Origin of the sequence: Terribacillus saccharophilus (genome assembly GCF_046592895.1) — a bacterium.
GTDB classification, from domain to species: Bacteria; Bacillota; Bacilli; order Bacillales; family Amphibacillaceae; genus Terribacillus; species Terribacillus saccharophilus_D.
Window position 1 is genome coordinate 512,747 of the sequence record NZ_JAWVPU010000001.1, and the last position, 16,975, is coordinate 529,721.

Consider the following 16,975-nt stretch of genomic DNA (forward strand, 5'->3'; position numbering starts at 1 on the left):
CGACTTTTGCTTCTATAGTAGCATGCGTATGATTAACACTTCAATTCAATTGTTTGAGCATCAAAACAAAAAGCTGTCAGCCACACAAATGACCGAGCAATATCTTAATGAAATCATCCGGGGCGCTGACACAGTATGCCAAGCTGCATCTGCCATGCCGGTACAGCAGGATTACGCTAGGATCGAACCGGGAAAAGTACTTTGCAGAAAGGAGGATCATATGTATTTCTGGCTTAGCATGATATTTGCGATTGGTTTCGCTCTCATTCACTATTGCTCCAAGTATATGAGTTTTTTAAAGGAAACACCCCGGAGCAAATTTTTATCCATTTCAGCAGGTATTGCTGTCGCTTATGTATTCGTCCATCTCCTGCCTGAGCTGAATAGCTTTCAGGAACAGCTGCAGACAGAGCTTGAGGATAGCTTCTGGAGCTTCACCGAACATCATATTTATATCATTGCGCTTATCGGACTGGTGCTTTTCTATGTGCTGGAGAGAATGGTGAAAGTATCAAAGCGTACAGACAAACTGTCAGATCCAAACAAAGCAGGATCCGGCGTTTTCTGGCTGCATATCGCCTCTTTCTTTGTGTATAACAGCATCATAGGTTATCTGTTGGTGCGGGAAGAATATGAATCACCATTGGGCATGCTGTTTTATTTCCTGGCTTTAGGGGTCCACTTCATCACAAACGATCGCAGCCTGCGGCGTGACCATCAACAAATATACGACAAATATGGCAGATTGCTGTTGACTGGTGCCATTCTATTGGGCTGGTTCATCGGCATCTTCACCGAATTGAATGAAATAGCCGTCTCGTTGCTGAACGCCTTCATCGCCGGAGGCATCGTATTGAACGTACTGAAAGAAGAACTCCCCGAGGAAAGGGAAAGCAGCATCGGTAGCTTCCTGCTTGGTGCAGCCGGCTATACTGCTTTGTTGTTATTAATCTAAAAGCGGCTAGGGCATAACGAGCAGCTTAAAATTGACTATCATTCGAGCAGCCGCTTTGGCATAACATGACATATCGCTTTCCATGGGCAAGGTTTCAGCCACCCGCAGGAAAGCAGAGTGTATTTCCGGAGCGGCTGCATACCTCTATATTTTAAAACACAGCAAAAAAACCAGATAATGACCGCATGACTTCACGGTATTGTCTGGTTTTTTGTAATGCTTAAAGGCTTTTGTCCAAGCCCCTCATACTTGCAGTTTCTTCATGGATCCGATGAATTCCCAGGCGTCCTTCATCTCTTCATCGGTATAATTCTGTTTCTTCTTCACTGTCCGTACTTTTTCTTCCACTTCTTCCTCAGGAAGCTCTTCAAAATACAGCATCGTGGAAACCAGCTCGAGGAAGCGTGAGCTTCTTTCCTTCAGTAGATGCACCGCTTCTTGATAATCCGGGAAATGATTATCATAATGCGACAGAAACTGCTGCCCGTCCTCTGTAATCGTATAACGATATTGCGTATAGCTGCTTTTATCTTCTTTCATTTCTTTGATCAGACCAAGATTGCTCAATTCATCCACACGCAGTGACAATTCTTCCGAATAGGGACCAAATAGATGGAATTCATATTTTTCACCGAAGGGAATTCCATTTTTCTTCAGTATGTAAATCATCTTCTGCAGTTTCTTTCTTCCTACCACTTCTTCCACTGAGGAAAAGAATTGCAGGAGATTGGCGTGGTTAGCTAGCATAGCTGCTCCTCCTTATTGAAATAAAATCTCGTAAATTCGCTGTTTCTGTCTGCTGTCATCTGGCAAAGCTTCTAAAATATCCTGCGGGAAGTATAATTTATGGTCTGTTCGTTTCTTACCCGAAATCGCTTCGACTATATCTGATTGTCGCGATAATTCCTTGAGTTTTCCATTTGGCAATTGCAGATGGATCGGCAGCCGTTCTTCTTCCTCGCCGGGACGGTAAAAGTCATAAGGCAAATCGGATGAGGAATCATCGATCAGATAATAATCAGGATCGATACCGACCTCACTGAACAGCCTGGACAGCTCGACCATCTCTTTTACATGCAAAAGCGGGTTGAACTCAATGTATTTGAAGAGTCTGCGGTTCAGGAATCTTTCACACAAGTCTCTCAGTATATCATCTTCTTCCTCCAGCCAAGCCTGGAAATAGAAGGAAGTGACATTTTCATCGAGCCGGATATAATCTGCCAGTGTGACATTCCCGTCAAATAAGGAAATGAAATGCTGCGGACGCAGCTTGAACGTATAGTCACTTTGATAGAGCGCTTTGGCCCGGTGCAAGATCTTCGTCAAAATCACTTCCGCACTGCGCGTAACCGGATGGAAATATACTTGCCAATACATCTGGTAGCGGCTCATGATATAATCCTCCACCGCATGCATGCCGGATTCCTTGATGACGACTTGATCTTCGCGCGGACGCATCACCCGGAGTATGCGCTCCATGTCGAAGTGGCCGTAACTGACACCAGTGAAGTATGCATCCCGCTGCAAATAATCCATCCTATCAGCATCTATCTGACTTGAGATGATGCTGACAATCAGTTTGTCACCGTATGTCTTGTTGATGACTTCGGCTACTTTTTTCGGGAAGCTTGCGCTCACTTTACGAAGTACATGATTGACACCCGTTTCACCAAGTATGATCTTGCGGGTGAATTCCTCGTGATCCAATCCGAAAACCTTTTCGAAAGAATGGGAATAAGGGCCATGCCCAAGATCGTGAAGCAAAGCAGCACAGAGTAGGAGCAGACGCTGCTCCTTTTTCCAATTCTTCCGATTCTCGAAATTGTTCACGATCCGCCGGACAATCTCATACACACCCAAAGAGTGATTGAAGCGGCTATGCTCGGCGCCATGAAATGTCATATTGGAGGTTCCAAGCTGTTTGATCCGCCGGAGCCGCTGGAATTCCGGTGTCGCTATCAAATCCCAGATGACACGGTCACGGACATGCACATAGCGATGCACAGGATCTTTGAAAACTTTTTCTTCTTCTAGCTTTTCATCACGATACGCCATTTCCTCTGCCTCACTTTATGTCATTCTATCTCTTATTTTTTTGTCCAATAGTACCAGTTTATAAAATATCGGAAGCTCCGTAAACAACAAAACGTAATTTTTACTCGTTTCTTGTCTACCCTATTTTTTGCTATACTATGTATTGGCTGTTTCATGCCATTTCGTTGAAAAGGAGCGCGTTCTACGTGTTACATACATTACTCGAAGTACCCCGGTTCCGCCTGATCGACCATTCCGGCGAAGACGGTCCTGACCAGGCGATGGCTTCATTTGCCATTGATGATGCATTGGCCATTTCCGTCGGGGAAAACCTTGCCCCGCCAACGGCCAGACTGTGGATCCATGATCGTACGATTATGCTCGGCATCCCTGATTCACGATTGCCTTACATCGATGAAGGTGTTGCTTATTTGCAGGAAAAAGGCTATAAAGCCGTCGTCCGGAATTCCGGCGGTCTCGCTGTCTTACTGGATAAAGGCGTCGTCAATCTATCCTTTATCTTCCCCGATGCGAAGCATATTGGGATCCATGATGGTTATCAGGCGATGGTCAGCTTCATTCAATATATATTCCGTGACCTCACCGACAAAATCGAAGCGTTCGAAGTAGAAGGCTCCTATTGCCCCGGCACCTATGATTTAAGTATAGATGGCCGAAAATTCGCCGGCATCTCCCAACGTCGCGTAAAGGACGGTTCTGCTGTGCAGATTTATTTATGTGTGGATGGCAGCGGCTCCGCCCGGGCCGAAATCGTCCGGGGATTTTATGAAAAAGCAAAAAAAGATGCCGAGACTCGTTTCACGTTTCCTGAAGTTGTGCCGGAAACGATGGCATCACTTGACGAATTGCTCCATGTCCCGCTGACCAGCGAAAAGGTTTGCAAACGAATTGCAGATGGTCTCGCTTCTATCACACACATCGATCCCGATAAAAAGATGACAGCATATGAATTGCAGTTGCAGCAGGACCGTATGAAGCTGATGCGCGCCCGCAATGAAAACATCAAATAAAAAAACCGCTGACCGATATTCGGTTCAGCGGTTTTCCTTTTCCAGATAGGCCAAAGCTTGTTTCACTGTAGCATAGAACTTGATGTTTTGCTCACTGAAGTCTGTCTGACGGACACTTTCCATCGCCATTTTTGGATGGAAACCGGTAATGATCATACGAGTACCCATCATATCGAGTAATTGGTAAAGCCGCAGCACTCCTTGATGGATACCGCTATGGAAGCGGCTGATTCCTTGCAGATCAAGAATGAAGTTCTTCTCTCCTGTCTGCTGGACATGCTCACCTACTCGCTCCAATATGTGATTCAGTCTGCGATCATCCACATCACCGATTAACGGCAGAATCGATGTCGAATCAGTAATCGGGACGATTGGTGTGGACAAACGAGCAACTTCCTCCAAATAGTGGGAAACCAGCTCTTCATTCAGCTTCCGCTGCGTCACATCTTTCTGCACGCCGACAAAGAATGTCTTTTTCTCGCTGTCCAGATAAATTGGATAAATCTCCAGCTCATTCCAAAACATCTCGCCATTTTTGCGGTAATTCTTCAGCTCCACAACAAGAGCTTCTTCATTTCTTATAGCGTCACGCACAAGTGTGACATCATCTCTATTCGTATCTTCCCCTTGAAGGAATCGGCAATTATGGCCGATGATTTCTTCAGCAGGATAACCTGTAAGTTCTTCAAAACCTTTATTTGTATAAATGATTGGATTATCAGGGAGTGATGGGTCGGTGATTACCACTCCGGCTCCTACGTAATCGATGGCATGCTTCACAAATTGATCTGTTACTTCGGATGAATAGCGGATATCCTTGCCCAACAATACTCACTCCTTTAGCTTCTAAACAAGGCTATTCTACTATATTTGAGCTGGAAAAACAAAACAAACAAAAAAAAGACACCTTTTCCCAGGGAAAGGTGTCTTTCGTATTATTCTGCTGCTTGGGCAGCAGTGATAAGGCTCAGCTTGTACACATCATCTGCGTTACAGCCGCGGGATAGGTCATTTACGGGCGCGTTCAAGCCCTGCAAGATCGGTCCGACAGCATCGAAGTTACCTAGGCGCTGTGCAATCTTATAACCGATGTTACCAGCTTCCAGGCTTGGGAATACAAATACATTCGCATCACCCTTCAACACAGCATCCGGTGCTTTTTTCGCAGCAACGGACGGGACGAAAGCCGCATCAAATTGGAATTCGCCATCTACGACAAGATCAGGATTTTTTTCTTTTGCAATCGTCAGTGCATCTGCTACTTTCTCTGTTTCTGGAGATTTTGCTGATCCTTTGGTGGAGAAGCTCAGCAACGCAACCTTCGGATCGATTCCGAACATAGCTGCCGTCTCTGCACTTGCCACCGCGATTTCGGCCAAGTCCTGGCTGTCAGGTGCGATGTTGATTGCGCAATCACCGAATACATAACGCTCATCTTCCCTTACCATCACGAATGCGCCTGAAGTCTTCTTGTATCCTGGCTTCGTTTTGATGATCTGAAGCGCCGGACGTACAGTGTCAGCTGTAGAGTGCGCTGCACCGCTTACAAGACCGTCTGCTGCACCTGTGTAAACAAGCATCGTACCGAAGTAGTTTTCATCTTTTAGTAATTTCTTTGCATCTTCTTCTGTTGCTTTGCCTTTGCGGCGTTCCACAAACGCAGCAACCAGTTCATCGAATTTCTCGTACGTATCAGGGTCGATGACCGCTGCTCCGTGAAGATCGATGGATAGTTCTTTTGCTTTTTGTTCCACTTGCTCTTTATTGCCAATCAAGATTGGTGCAATAATCCCCTCTTGTGCAAGTTTTGCTGCAGCTTCCAAAATACGTTCATCCAACCCTTCCGGCAAAACGATACGTTTATTCTGGCCAGTCACTTTTTCACGCAATGTTTGAAATAAATCACTCATCCTAAAACCCTCCTAGAATATGTCTGCATTTCTATAGTAAATCTTTTTGTTTTACTTTTAAAGTGATATAAGCTCTTGTTGATTTTTTTAATTAAAATAAGCAGCACTTTAGATGTTCCCAAATCTGTCAAAGTATACACATACAGCTTGCTGGGCAGTTGTTATACTAGAGAGGGAATAGGTAAGCAACGACAAGCATGGTGTTATTGCATTTGTGTTACACTATACAAAGAATGTGAACGAAAAAAGGAGTGTTTAGGCATGGCAGAAGCAGTAGAAACCATGGATGGCTGGTATTGCCTTCATGATTTCCGTGTAATGGATTGGACAAGCTGGAAACTGGCTTCCGAGGATGTTCGTCAAGCAGCAATCGAGGAGTACCAGAACTGGCTTTCAAATATGGAACAAGTGGAAGAAGCGAAAAACGGCAGTCAGCTTGTTTATAAGATCATCGGTCATAAAGCTGATCTGATGTTCATGATCATGCGCCCGACAATGGATGAACTGCAAGAGATCGAGACGGCTTTCGATAAAATGCAGATTGCATCTTTCATGACGAAAAGCTTTTCCTACTTATCCGTCGTAGAGCTTTCCAAATACATGAGCAAACCTGGTGTCGATATCGAACAAAAACCTGAAGTACAAGCACGTTTGAAGCCTATCCTGCCTCGCTGGGATTATATGTGCTTCTACCCGATGGATAAACGCCGGATGAATGATGACAATTGGTACTCCCTTGAAAAGGATGCGCGTTCAAAACTGATGTATGAACACAGCAAAACCGGCCGCAAATACGCTGGCCAAATCAAACAAATCATCACAGGTTCCTTTGGATTCGATGATTGGGAATGGGGCGTCACTTTATTCGCACACGATCCGCTTCCAATCAAGAAGCTAGTATATGAGATGCGCTTCGATGAAGTGAGTGCACGCTATGGTGAATTCGGCGACTTCTATTTCGGGAATATACTGGATAAAGAAGCAGCGTCTTCTTACTTCCATATCTGATGAAAGCCGGGCCAATTGGTCCGGCTTTTTTTCTTTGTTCTATGACTCTTCCCAAAATCATATCATGTGAAAGAACGGGCATGAGTTCCTTTGACATGCGATGCCGCCGATACCGGCTATAATCCAGCTGTCACAGCAGGAATCCGACTGCAATTATTCCCGCTGCGCCCGCCGGTATAGTGCTGCTCCATTGTCTTCTAAGTGAAGGATATAGGAAAGGGGAATGAAAATGAGCAAGAACCAGAATCAAGAAAATCAGGTGCCGAGCACACCGCAGTATCAAGAACAGCCACAGGCCTATACTTATCCACAAGTCCCGAATTACAGCTTCCCAGCCCGACAGCAAAATCAGCCATTTTTTCCTCAGCAGCAACAGCAACAACAGCAGCAAGTTCCGTCACAGGTACAAGGCGGCGGCCCTGCCGGTGCACTTCCAGTCGAGCAGTCCTATATCGAAAACATTCTGCGCCTGAATCGCGGCAAGCTGGCTACGGTTTACATGACATTCGAAAATAATGATCGCTGGAATGCAAAGATATTCAAAGGCACGATCGAGGCTGCCGGACGTGATCACATTATCCTGCGTGATCCAGAAACGAACCGCCGCTACCTGTTATTGATGGTATACCTCGATTATGTGACATTCGATGAACCACTCAATTATAATTACCCTTTCGGAAACCCAGGCAGCATGGCCAATTATCCTGCACGCTAAAAAACCTCTGCATTAGCAGAGGTTTTTCCTTACAGATATTTAATTGCAGAGTAACCAAGCAGCACCCAGCCGATCAGGAATGCGACACCGCCCACTGGCGTGATGATAGCAAAGATCGTAATACCGCTGACTGCGTATATGTATAGCGTTCCAGAGAACAGCAGGATACCCGCAATGAAGAAACCACCAGCCGCTGTCAGACTGCCTGCTTGGAATTTTTGCAGCAATAACGCTACACCGATGATTGCCAATGTATGGAACATTTGGTATTGAACCGCTTTTTCCCAAGTGGCAATTGCTTTCTCCGTTATTCTTCCTTCTAATCCATGTGCTCCGAATGCTCCGAGTGCTACAGTGAGGAAACCGCTGATCGCGCCGATTATCAGTAATGCTTTCATTTTTATACTCCTTTATATCAAAAATCGAACAATGACTTGCCGTTCGATTCTTCGTCATCATCTTCAAAAGCTTTCTTGGGCTGCTCCTGGACTGGCCATTCGCCTGTCATTGCTGCCCATTCCGCTGCCGACGGCTGTTCCTGGGACTTTATCACTTTGGATGGTTCCGGCTTGGCCGCACGTTCGTCTTGCAGAAACAGGTCACACATCGAACGCACCGCCCGGACATGTTCGCGCTGCTTTTGGACATCATCAAGATTCAATGCCCTCTCCAATTCTTCTTTCATGTGCCGCAGCACCGCTTCTTCACTTAGCAATTTCAACACCTCCATACTTTTGCTATTAGTTGCATTATATCAGATTTATCAGCAAGAAATTAATAGCTGGACAGGATTGCGTACTCTGCCGACTCAGAGATTGTGTTATTGTTCTTAAAATAGTCAATAATACCGCACTTCATCTTCATACACTTAGTCAACTTGCCTGATGCCGAGCAGCATTTTTACAATCAACAAAAAAAGCCCGCCAACTCTGGCGGGCTTCGCTGTTTTACAGCGCTTGCTTCATTATATCTGATTGTTCGGCAACATATTGTTCATACATCCATTTCAAGAAATCATACTCTGCGGCTGTGGATGGACGTTGTAAATCCCGCTCCACTTGGTCGACAAAAGATAAAAAGCTGGTCATTGCTAATTACCTCCCCTGAATATAGCCTCTAGCATCATTCTAATCGAGAAATGAACAATTGACAACAAATTTTCGAAATATTCACGACAAGTTAACAATAATCTGCTTCATTTATCAAATTTCAACTGATTCCACCTTGATGCTACATCACTATCCGACTCAATCTTCCTCATTCTGCAGACGAAGTTCCAAGTGACTGATTCGCTGCTTCAGGGCATCCACTTCAGCCTTTGATGCAAGTCCGAGATCATTTACTTTTTTCTGCATATTTTCTTGATTTTTTTCATTCCACTCATTTGATTTTGCTTCTCCCTTTTCCACAAAACGCTGAATCAGATCTTTCGCTTGCTGCGGCGTAATCTCACCCTTGGCTACGAGCTCTTTCAATTTAGCATCCAATTTCTCTTTTCCGGCCAATGCAGCCCCAATACCTAAAAGAAATCCTTTACGCAATAAATCTGCCATTTTCATAACCTCCTAGTTTTATTTATGGATCTAAGCAGCAGAACATGCTTGATCACGAGAATTAACCACAATCCAAAGAATAGAAATGTTGCAATGAATCCTACGAGCAAAAGCCATAATGTATGCTGCATCAATCCTTGGATGCCGGTATAAGCGGAACCTGCTGTCAAAGCAAGCAGCAAGATGGTATAAAAGAAGTAAAATTGGTGCGTCAGTTGGTTCTTCTGCTTATCCCTTTCCCAGCTGCGCTGCTTATCACCATCCGTCAGCCAATCCACGACTGCCCTGGGTATCGATAAGAATGGACGCAGGGAATTGGCAAGGATGCCGGTATAAATCGAACGGTTTTTTTTCGAACCCCTCATCCAGCGGAGAATGACCGGTTTACCCCATTCGACCAAATTAGCCTGCGGGTGGATGACTGCCACCAAACCAATCGCCAGCGAAACTGCCCGACCGAGGAAAGCAAAATCCGCCGGAAGCTGAATCGGCTGTTCCTTTACAACAGCTTGCAGCTCCTCAAGCAGCTGCAGGAAGGAATCGGTGTCACCGACATCAAGGTCCCCGCCCTTGTATAACTCCACTGTTTTGCGGATGATCCGCTTCACTTTCTCAGAATCTGCCGATGGAAGAAGGAATTCCATTTTATAGAGTGCTTGAATGACTGCTTCATAATCATCCAGCACGATTCCCTGGATGGCTTCTCTCAAATATTCGGTATCCGAAGCCTTTATCTCACCGACCATGCCGAAATCGAGCAGTACGATCTTTCCGTCCGGCTGCACGATGATATTACCTGCATGAGGATCGGCGTGAAACATGCCGCTATTCAGGAACTGATCGGAAAAGAATTGAAAAATCGCCCTGGCCACTTGTTCGCGCGGGATTTTCTGTTCATCCAGATAATCCGTATCCGTCACTCTCCGGCCTTCCACCCAGTCCATCACAAGCACCCTGCCAGTACAAAGCTCTGGATAATAATTCGGCATTTTGATTTGTGTGTTTCCTTTGTAGCGCTTCTTGAAGTAATTTGCATGCTCCAGTTCTTTCCGGAAATCCAATTCCCGGCTGATGATCGTCACCACTTCTGCATACAGTGCCTTCATATCCGATTTCTTGCCGATGCTAGTAAGCTTGCCAAGCAGGAAGAAGACAATCCGAAGCGCTTTGAAATCCATATGGAATATCTGCCGCACATTATGACGCTGGACTTTGACCGCTATCTTCCTTCCATTTCGCAAATATGCTTCATACACTTCGCCGATGGAAGCAGAAGCAATCGCTTTTTGATTCAAGTCAACGATTTCCTTTCCATAAAGGTCGCCCAGTTCTTCGCGCAATATCGCTTCCGAGTATGTAAATGGCGTCGGCTTCACTTTATCCACGAGTCCTTCCATCTCCCGGATGAACACCGCCGGCAGCAAATCGGCGCGTGCACTGAGGAACTGACCAAGCTTGACCAGCAATCCGCCCTTCTTCTCCGCAATCCTTCGATATTCCTTCGCCTGTTTCTTGAGCAACGCTTCCCATTCCTGTTTATCTTGTTCATCCCACACACGGCTGTGCAGCAAATAAAAGCTGTAAATTTGCAGCATGAACCGGATGACCATCCAAACGATAGTCAGAATGCGACGGGTGGATCTGACACGCATGTGCACACCTCATTTTTTCTGACAATTGCCTTCTTTCTTTCTATTCTCATTATAGCTAGACTTTCTCCTGCTTGTCTATTCACCTGCGAATATGTCGAAAAACGTTAAAATAGATATTTTGTAAATATTTTTTATTAAAACAGTTTATTTTTCAACGGAAAACGCTTACAATATTGCTATATAAGTACGATGATAAATCCAATAATCCTTAACGGAGGTATAGTATGTCTAGCATATCTAAAAATGCTGTTCTGCCTGTAACACGTTCCGTCGAAGATATAAAATCGAACAAACAGTTTTTGTACCCTTCCTACCTGCTTGAGAACCAGCTGATGGAAGCTGTAGAGAATGGTGATTTGAATGAGGCATTATCCACGATTGAGAGCCTTTCCTCTGCCGAGCGCCCAAAGTACGCATTCCAACCGCTGCGGTCCGCAAAAAACCAATCAATCAGTATCTGCACATTGTACACACGTGCCATCCTTAGGGGCGGCGCTTCTCAGGAAGTGGCATCAAGCCTGAATATGATGTACATGCTGGAAATCGAAAATTGTCAGACAGAACAGGAACTTTCAGAATTGGAATATGATATGCTCGTCCGTTTCATAGAAGGATTGAATAAGAGCCGTGCCACACAATATTCCAATATCATCAATGAAGCGATTTCCTATATTCAATCACATATCCTGGAGGATTTGAGCCTGCAAGCAATCAGTACGCACTGCAATGTGAATCCGAGCTACCTCTCACATTTATTCAAGAAAGAAGTAGGCGTATCGACCGTGCAGTTCATCAATCAGAAGAAAATCGAAGAAGCGAAATACTTCTTGCTTCATACAAACCAGTCGATTGCCGATCTGGCCAAGAAGTTCAACTTCTGCAACCAAAGCTACTTTACTGCACAATTCAAATACTATACATCGATGACACCAAAGCAATTCCGCGACGCCCGCTTAAGCTGAAAATAACCGCACAGGATCTCCTGTGCGGTATTTTCATGGACTCTTCAGTTCGATCAATGGTTTCCATAACCGCAGCATCCAGCGCTGGGACAGAAGCAGCACGATGGTGAACGTGACCATCAGAAGTCCAAGAATATCAAGACCATTATTCACCTCGAATATATCATCAACACGGATCCACTGGATGATGAAACCATGCAGCAGATAAACATATAATGTACGTTGTCCATATTTCGTAAAGGAAAACTTCTTGGCCGGCACCAGTGCCATTACACTCAGCATCATCATGGCTGACAGTAAATAAACAATGAAGCGAGTCACTCCACCGCTGCCGCTTGCTCCCATGTCCGCATAAGATTTCGATCCCAGCAGCCAATCTGTCGGCATCCCCGGATAAAGATACAGCATGACCGCTGCCGTCAGGAGCACGAGTACTGCACCGATTTGTATTGGAGGTTTCTTCAGCTTGCCAAGCTGCTCCTTCGTCATCCAATAACCCGTCAGGAAGAACGGGAAAAAGACGATTGTACGGGATAGACTCAGAGCTGACCCGATTTCATCCAGATACCCAACCAGTAAGCCAAGGAAAGCTGCCAAGACAATGCCAGTGGCAGGCCTTATTTTCTTGAATGGGATGAGCAGGATATGCCAGCAGAATAGACTGAGCAGGAACCATAAAGCCCACTGCGGTACAAGGATCGACTCCATCCAACCTTCTTTTCCGATCATATAATAGTAAATCGTATAGATGATCTGGAAAAACAGAAATGGCAGCAGCAGCTTTTTGGCGAGCTTTTCCACAGCTTCCCTGCTATATGCTCCCTTGGCAAAAAAACCGGCCAGGAAAATGAAAACAGGCATATGGAATGTATATACCCATGTATAGCTCATATGCAGGAGCTGCATATCCTGATATGGCTGGATCAAGTGTCCGAATACAACAAATAAGATCATAAGCAGCCTTGCATTATCAAAATAGGAATCACGTTCCATACTATCGCTTCCTTCTACTACTTCAAGATGTGTCTCTCCATAGTAAGAAGACCGGCGCAGAAACGCTATAGCTTATGACCTTTCTTCATCTACTTGTTAGCCGGCTGTCAAATCATCGTCATATAGACACGGATGTGTAAAAAGACGGGAAGGATTATCCAGCTTCCGGCTTCTTCTTCGCCCGTGAAGCGGTTTTCCTTCTAGTCGCTTTCTTTGGTGCGGGTTTATCTTTCTTCGCCTTATCCAGTGAAGCCTGTAAGGCGTCCATCAGATTGGTTACATTGCTCGGCTGTTTTCTCGCTGTCGGAATTTGGACATCTTCATGATCTCGCTTTGCTTGAATCAGATCCAGCAAAGCTTCCCGGTACTCATCATTGTATTTTTCCGGATCAAAAGCGGCTGTCAGCTGTTCGATGAGCAGCTTGGCAGTAGTGAGTTCTTTTTCAACAATCGCTTCTTCCGCCGGGATATTAGGCACGTCGGCTACACTCCGAACTTCATCCGGATAATGAATCGTTTCCACGACCAGTACATTTTTATAAACGCGAATGACCGCTAGCTGCTGCTTGGAACGAATGATCATCGAAGCGACCCCGATCTTCCCCGTCTCTTCCAGTGCCTTTCGCAGCAGGCTGTAGGCTTTTGTGCCGCCTTCATTCGGAGACAGATAATAACAGCGCTCAAAATAAATCGGATCGATTTCCTCCAAGCTGACAAAGTCGACGATCTCCACCGCTTTATCTTCCTGTTCCTTTTGCAAAGCCTGCAGTTCATCCTCATCCAAGACGACGAATTTATTTTTCGTATACTCATACGCTTTGACGATGTCTTCTGTTTGTAGTTCTTTTTCGCAATGCGGACAAACCTTTTCATACTTGACCGGTGTGTTGCATTCCTTATGCAACTGCCGCAGCTTCACATCTTTATTTTCGGTGGCGGCGTGCATTTTAACAGGTATGTTCACCAGCCCGAAGCTGATTGTCCCTTTCCACATCGTATGCATGTGCACTCACTCCTTTTTAGTCCTAGTTTGTGCGTCTGTTCCATGTTTAATTCTGACGCATTGCTCTAAAACTAAAGCAAAAGGAGCGATAAGCAATGCAAGTGATGAAACCAATTTATCGGGATACGTATCCAGTAGGAAAAGAATGGATTTATGAAGTGAAATATGACGGCTTCCGGGCAGTCTTGTGTGTTGCATCTGACAGCATCACACTGACCAGTAAAAATGGCGTTGACTTGACCGCTCAATTCCCGGAAATCATCTCCTACTGCGAACAGCAAAAGCATCATGTAAAAGCGCATATTCCCTTTACCATCGACGGTGAACTGATCATTCCGAAAAATCGCCTGAGCGGTGAATTCAGCTTGCTGCAAACACGCGGCAGATTGAAATCACCCGAGCGGATCAAACAGCATGCATCTGCTCGTCCTGCTATGCTGATGGCTTTTGATTTGCTGATATACAAAGGTAAAAGTCAGGAAAAACGCCGGCTCACATCCCGAAAACAGACTTTGGAAGACTTGATCAGCTTATTCGAAGGCCCTCCGGCGATAAAGTATGTGGGATATGATACAGAGCCAAGCACATTGATGGAGGATGTTGTATTGCATCAAGGAGAGGGTATCATCGCAAAGCGGATCACCAGCACATATAAAGCCGGCAAACAGCATCATGATTGGTATAAAATCAAAAACTGGCGCAAAATCACGGCAGTCCTGACGGCGTATGATAAAGACAATGATTATTTTCATGCCAAGCTTGCCAGGGAGGACGGCCAATTCATACCAATCGGGAAATGCAAGCATGGTATGGATGAAGCGGAACGGAATACATTGACTGCTTTTTTCAAAGATAACGGAACAGAAGATGCGAACCTCCTGCACCTTCCTCCAGCAGTTTGTGCCACCATACTCTGCTTGGGACAAGCAGACGAAGAATTACGCGAGCCGCGATTCCATCACCTATCCCCGTCCACAGCAGCAGCTGATTGCACAGTCCAGCAGGCTGTCATTGATTTGGCCCAGTTCCCGCAATCGGTCGAATTGAGTAAACTGGACAAGTTTTACTGGGAAGAAGCACAAATTGATAAGCTGCGGTATTTGCTGTATATCCGTACAGTGGCACCATTCATGCTGCCTCATATGAAAAATCGTGAAATGACCATCATCCGCTGTCCCGATGGCATTGAAGCCGATTTCTTTTATCAAAAGCACAGACCCGACTATGCCCCGGCATTCATTCCGGATACCACACCATTGCAGTGCCCGGATCTGCAGTCTTTGATTTGGTTTGCCAATCATGGCAGCATTGAATTTCATGCCCCTTTTCATCGAATCGGCAGTGAATCGCCGCGTGAGATCGTTATGGACCTTGATCCGCCATCAGAAGAAGCCCTGCCTTTGGCCATCAAAGCTGCCAATTTGCTGAAGAACTGGCTCGATCAAATGCAGCTGGCTGCCTTCATCAAAACTTCCGGGAGCAAGGGGCTGCAGCTGTACATTCCCCTGCCTGATAATCAACTCAGTTATGACCAAGCCAGCACATTCACCGAAGCATTGGCAAGACTGCTTGTGCAGCAGCATCCTGATCTTTTCACGATCGAGAGAATGAAAAAGAATCGGCATGAACGTCTTTATATCGACTATGTCCAATTTGGGATGGGAAAAACATTGCCTGTTCCTTATACTGCCCGGAAGCGCTCAACCGGGACCGTCAGTACCCCCTTATTCTGGGATGAAGTAAAAAACGGTCTCTCACTCGATGACTATACCATCTTCACCGTACCAGAACGCGTACAGCAAAAAGGCTGTCCCTTTGCATCCTTTGAGGAAGCGAGGAACAGCCAGAAAGTGGATTCCATCATGCAGCTGATGTGATCATTCGAATGTTAGTGCCCATGCTCCTTGACGGAAGACTGCAACCTTGGTGCCGTCTGCTTTCACACCATCGATATCAAGATCAGCCGAACCAATCATGAAATCTTCGTGCATGATACTGTCATTCACACCTGCTGCTTCAAGCTCTGCAGCAGTCATCTCATTGCCGCCTGCGATACAAGTCGGATATGCTTTTCCAAGCGCTAGGTGGCAGGATGCATTTTCATCGAACAATGTATTATAGAAAATCAAACCTGATTGCGAAACAGGAGATTTATGCGGGACGAGTGCCACTTCACCAAGGCGCTTTGCACCTGGGTCGGCTTCAAGCAGATTCTTAAGTGCTTTTTCGCCTTTCTCTGCTTTGTAATCCACAACGACGCCATCTTTGAATGTCAGCTGGAAGTTCTCGATCAGCTGGCCATTGAAGTTATACGGCAAAGTACTGGAAACCGTACCATTCACGCCATCTTTATGCGGCATCGTGAATACTTCTTCAGTCGGGATATTGGCATTGAAATCAACACCGTTCTCAGTCGGACCAGAACCGCCGCTCCATATATGACCTTTGGGCAGCTCGATCGTCAGATCCGTCCCTTTGGCTTTATAAATCAATTTGGAGAATTGTTGTTTGTTCATATAATCCGAAGCCAGATGAAGCTGTTTATTATGTGCCTTCCAAGCAATATTCGGATCAATATTGCCACTGACCCGGCTGATGCGCAGTATTTCTTCCATCATTGCTTCCTGTGCTTCTTCAATGGATTTGTCCGGGAAGACTTTCTTGGACCAAGCGGCTGTCGGATAAGCAACAATCGACCATTGCATCTTATCTTTCATCATGAAGTCGCGATAAGGCGTCATTCCCTTTCCGGCTGACTTCATATAGGCTGCCACTTTATCACCATCGACTTTTTCCAGAAGATCCGGATTCTCACCGATGATGTTCAACACAGCATAGTTATCCTTCACCAGCTCATTGCGGCCATGGAATTTCCAGGCAGGCACATTCTCGAGGAATTCAATCGGAGCATACTTATAACGCTGTACGACCAGCTCTTCATCAATCCACTCTGTATGTACATCTTTCGCTCCTGCTTTGTATGCCTCTTCTGAAACCATACGCACGAAACGGACCGCTTCAATCGGCGCAACAAGCAGCAACCCTTGTCCCTTTTGCAAGTTCACACCAGTCTGGATTGCAAGCTTAGCGAATTGCTGCAGCTGTTCTTCGAATTTTTTCATATAATACCCCTCCATCAAAACGTATGTATTTCTGCAT

18 protein-coding genes are annotated in these 16,975 nt (G+C 45.5%); 6 read left to right on the top strand and 12 right to left on the bottom strand.

Translation table 11 applies throughout. From position 1 onward, the window contains the following. Window positions 1–28 precede the first annotated feature (28 nt). Window positions 29–955, top strand: coding sequence for a ZIP family transporter (locus SFC66_RS02485; protein ID WP_411217121.1), 927 nt, complete (start codon window positions 29–31; stop codon window positions 953–955). 243 nt (window positions 956–1,198) lie between these two features. Here the strand turns inward: SFC66_RS02485 and SFC66_RS02490 are convergent, their stop codons facing one another. Both SFC66_RS02490 and SFC66_RS02495 read right to left on the bottom strand, forming a co-directional pair. Continuing rightward, window positions 1,199–1,702, bottom strand: coding sequence for a YwgA family protein (locus tag SFC66_RS02490; RefSeq protein WP_411217122.1), 504 nt, complete (start codon window positions 1,700–1,702; stop codon window positions 1,199–1,201). A 12-nt stretch (window positions 1,703–1,714) separates the two neighbouring features. Next, window positions 1,715–3,010, bottom strand: a complete 1,296-nt coding sequence (locus tag SFC66_RS02495) for an HD domain-containing protein (RefSeq protein ID WP_411217123.1) — start codon at window positions 3,008–3,010, stop codon at window positions 1,715–1,717. A gap of 185 nt (window positions 3,011–3,195) precedes the next feature. On the opposite strand from SFC66_RS02495, the gene SFC66_RS02500 reads away from it, so the two are divergent. Next, window positions 3,196–4,020 (top strand): lipoate--protein ligase family protein, encoded by an 825-nt coding sequence (locus SFC66_RS02500; RefSeq protein ID WP_411217124.1) that lies wholly within the window; start codon window positions 3,196–3,198, stop codon window positions 4,018–4,020. Window positions 4,021–4,044: 24 nt separating this feature from the next. On the opposite strand, the gene ytvA is transcribed toward SFC66_RS02500, so the two are convergent. Next, entirely contained in the window at window positions 4,045–4,845 is an 801-nt protein-coding gene (gene ytvA / locus SFC66_RS02505) for a YtvA family blue-light photoreceptor (RefSeq protein ID WP_411217125.1), read from the bottom strand. Between the two features lie 110 nt (window positions 4,846–4,955). Further along, window positions 4,956–5,930, bottom strand: a complete 975-nt coding sequence (gene pta / locus SFC66_RS02510; RefSeq protein ID WP_411217126.1) for a phosphate acetyltransferase — start codon at window positions 5,928–5,930, stop codon at window positions 4,956–4,958. A gap of 261 nt (window positions 5,931–6,191) precedes the next feature. On the opposite strand from pta, the gene hemQ reads away from it, so the two are divergent. After that, window positions 6,192–6,938 carry a hydrogen peroxide-dependent heme synthase gene (hemQ, locus tag SFC66_RS02515; RefSeq protein WP_411217127.1) on the top strand — a complete coding sequence of 249 codons (747 nt, stop codon included), beginning with the start codon at window positions 6,192–6,194 and terminating at the stop codon, window positions 6,936–6,938. 223 nt (window positions 6,939–7,161) lie between these two features. Continuing rightward, on the top strand, window positions 7,162–7,653 hold the full coding sequence (gene gerQ / locus SFC66_RS02520) for a spore coat protein GerQ (RefSeq protein ID WP_411217128.1): 492 nt from the start codon (window positions 7,162–7,164) through the stop codon (window positions 7,651–7,653). A gap of 29 nt (window positions 7,654–7,682) precedes the next feature. On the opposite strand, the gene SFC66_RS02525 is transcribed toward gerQ, so the two are convergent. The 5 genes from SFC66_RS02525 to SFC66_RS02545 all read right to left on the bottom strand — a co-directional run bounded on the left by SFC66_RS02525 (window position 7,683) and on the right by SFC66_RS02545 (window position 10,858). Continuing rightward, window positions 7,683–8,051 carry a DUF423 domain-containing protein gene (locus SFC66_RS02525; RefSeq protein ID WP_411217129.1) on the bottom strand — a complete coding sequence of 123 codons (369 nt, stop codon included), beginning with the start codon at window positions 8,049–8,051 and terminating at the stop codon, window positions 7,683–7,685. 17 nt (window positions 8,052–8,068) lie between these two features. Further along, window positions 8,069–8,368: a YwdI family protein gene (locus SFC66_RS02530; protein WP_411217130.1), complete on the bottom strand. Its 300-nt coding sequence runs from the start codon at window positions 8,366–8,368 to the stop codon at window positions 8,069–8,071. Window positions 8,369–8,600: 232 nt separating this feature from the next. Beyond that, window positions 8,601–8,741 (bottom strand): hypothetical protein, encoded by a 141-nt coding sequence (locus tag SFC66_RS02535; RefSeq protein WP_411217131.1) that lies wholly within the window; start codon window positions 8,739–8,741, stop codon window positions 8,601–8,603. A gap of 159 nt (window positions 8,742–8,900) precedes the next feature. Beyond that, window positions 8,901–9,206, bottom strand: coding sequence for a phasin family protein (locus tag SFC66_RS02540; RefSeq protein ID WP_411217132.1), 306 nt, complete (start codon window positions 9,204–9,206; stop codon window positions 8,901–8,903). Window positions 9,207–9,208: 2 nt separating this feature from the next. Then, complete coding sequence (locus SFC66_RS02545; protein ID WP_411217133.1) at window positions 9,209–10,858, bottom strand: ABC1 kinase family protein; 1,650 nt, start codon at window positions 10,856–10,858, stop codon at window positions 9,209–9,211. A gap of 224 nt (window positions 10,859–11,082) precedes the next feature. Between SFC66_RS02545 and SFC66_RS02550 the strand changes: the two genes are divergently transcribed. Beyond that, window positions 11,083–11,820, top strand: a complete 738-nt coding sequence (locus tag SFC66_RS02550) for an AraC family transcriptional regulator (protein ID WP_411217134.1) — start codon at window positions 11,083–11,085, stop codon at window positions 11,818–11,820. A 33-nt stretch (window positions 11,821–11,853) separates the two neighbouring features. Here SFC66_RS02550 and SFC66_RS02555 read toward each other — a convergent pair whose 3' ends face one another. Both SFC66_RS02555 and ku read right to left on the bottom strand, forming a co-directional pair. Further along, entirely contained in the window at window positions 11,854–12,813 is a 960-nt protein-coding gene (locus SFC66_RS02555; protein WP_411217135.1) for an acyltransferase family protein, read from the bottom strand. A 154-nt stretch (window positions 12,814–12,967) separates the two neighbouring features. Continuing rightward, window positions 12,968–13,816, bottom strand: coding sequence for a non-homologous end joining protein Ku (ku, locus tag SFC66_RS02560; RefSeq protein WP_411217136.1), 849 nt, complete (start codon window positions 13,814–13,816; stop codon window positions 12,968–12,970). A gap of 95 nt (window positions 13,817–13,911) precedes the next feature. Between ku and ligD the strand changes: the two genes are divergently transcribed. Next, window positions 13,912–15,693 carry a DNA ligase D gene (ligD, locus tag SFC66_RS02565; protein ID WP_411217137.1) on the top strand — a complete coding sequence of 594 codons (1,782 nt, stop codon included), beginning with the start codon at window positions 13,912–13,914 and terminating at the stop codon, window positions 15,691–15,693. Here ligD and SFC66_RS02570 read toward each other — a convergent pair whose 3' ends face one another. Continuing rightward, the gene (locus SFC66_RS02570) at window positions 15,694–16,938 is read right to left on the bottom strand and encodes an aminopeptidase (protein ID WP_411217138.1); all 1,245 of its coding nucleotides are present in this window, start codon (window positions 16,936–16,938) and stop codon (window positions 15,694–15,696) included. It lies immediately after the preceding gene. Window positions 16,939–16,975 lie beyond the last annotated feature (37 nt).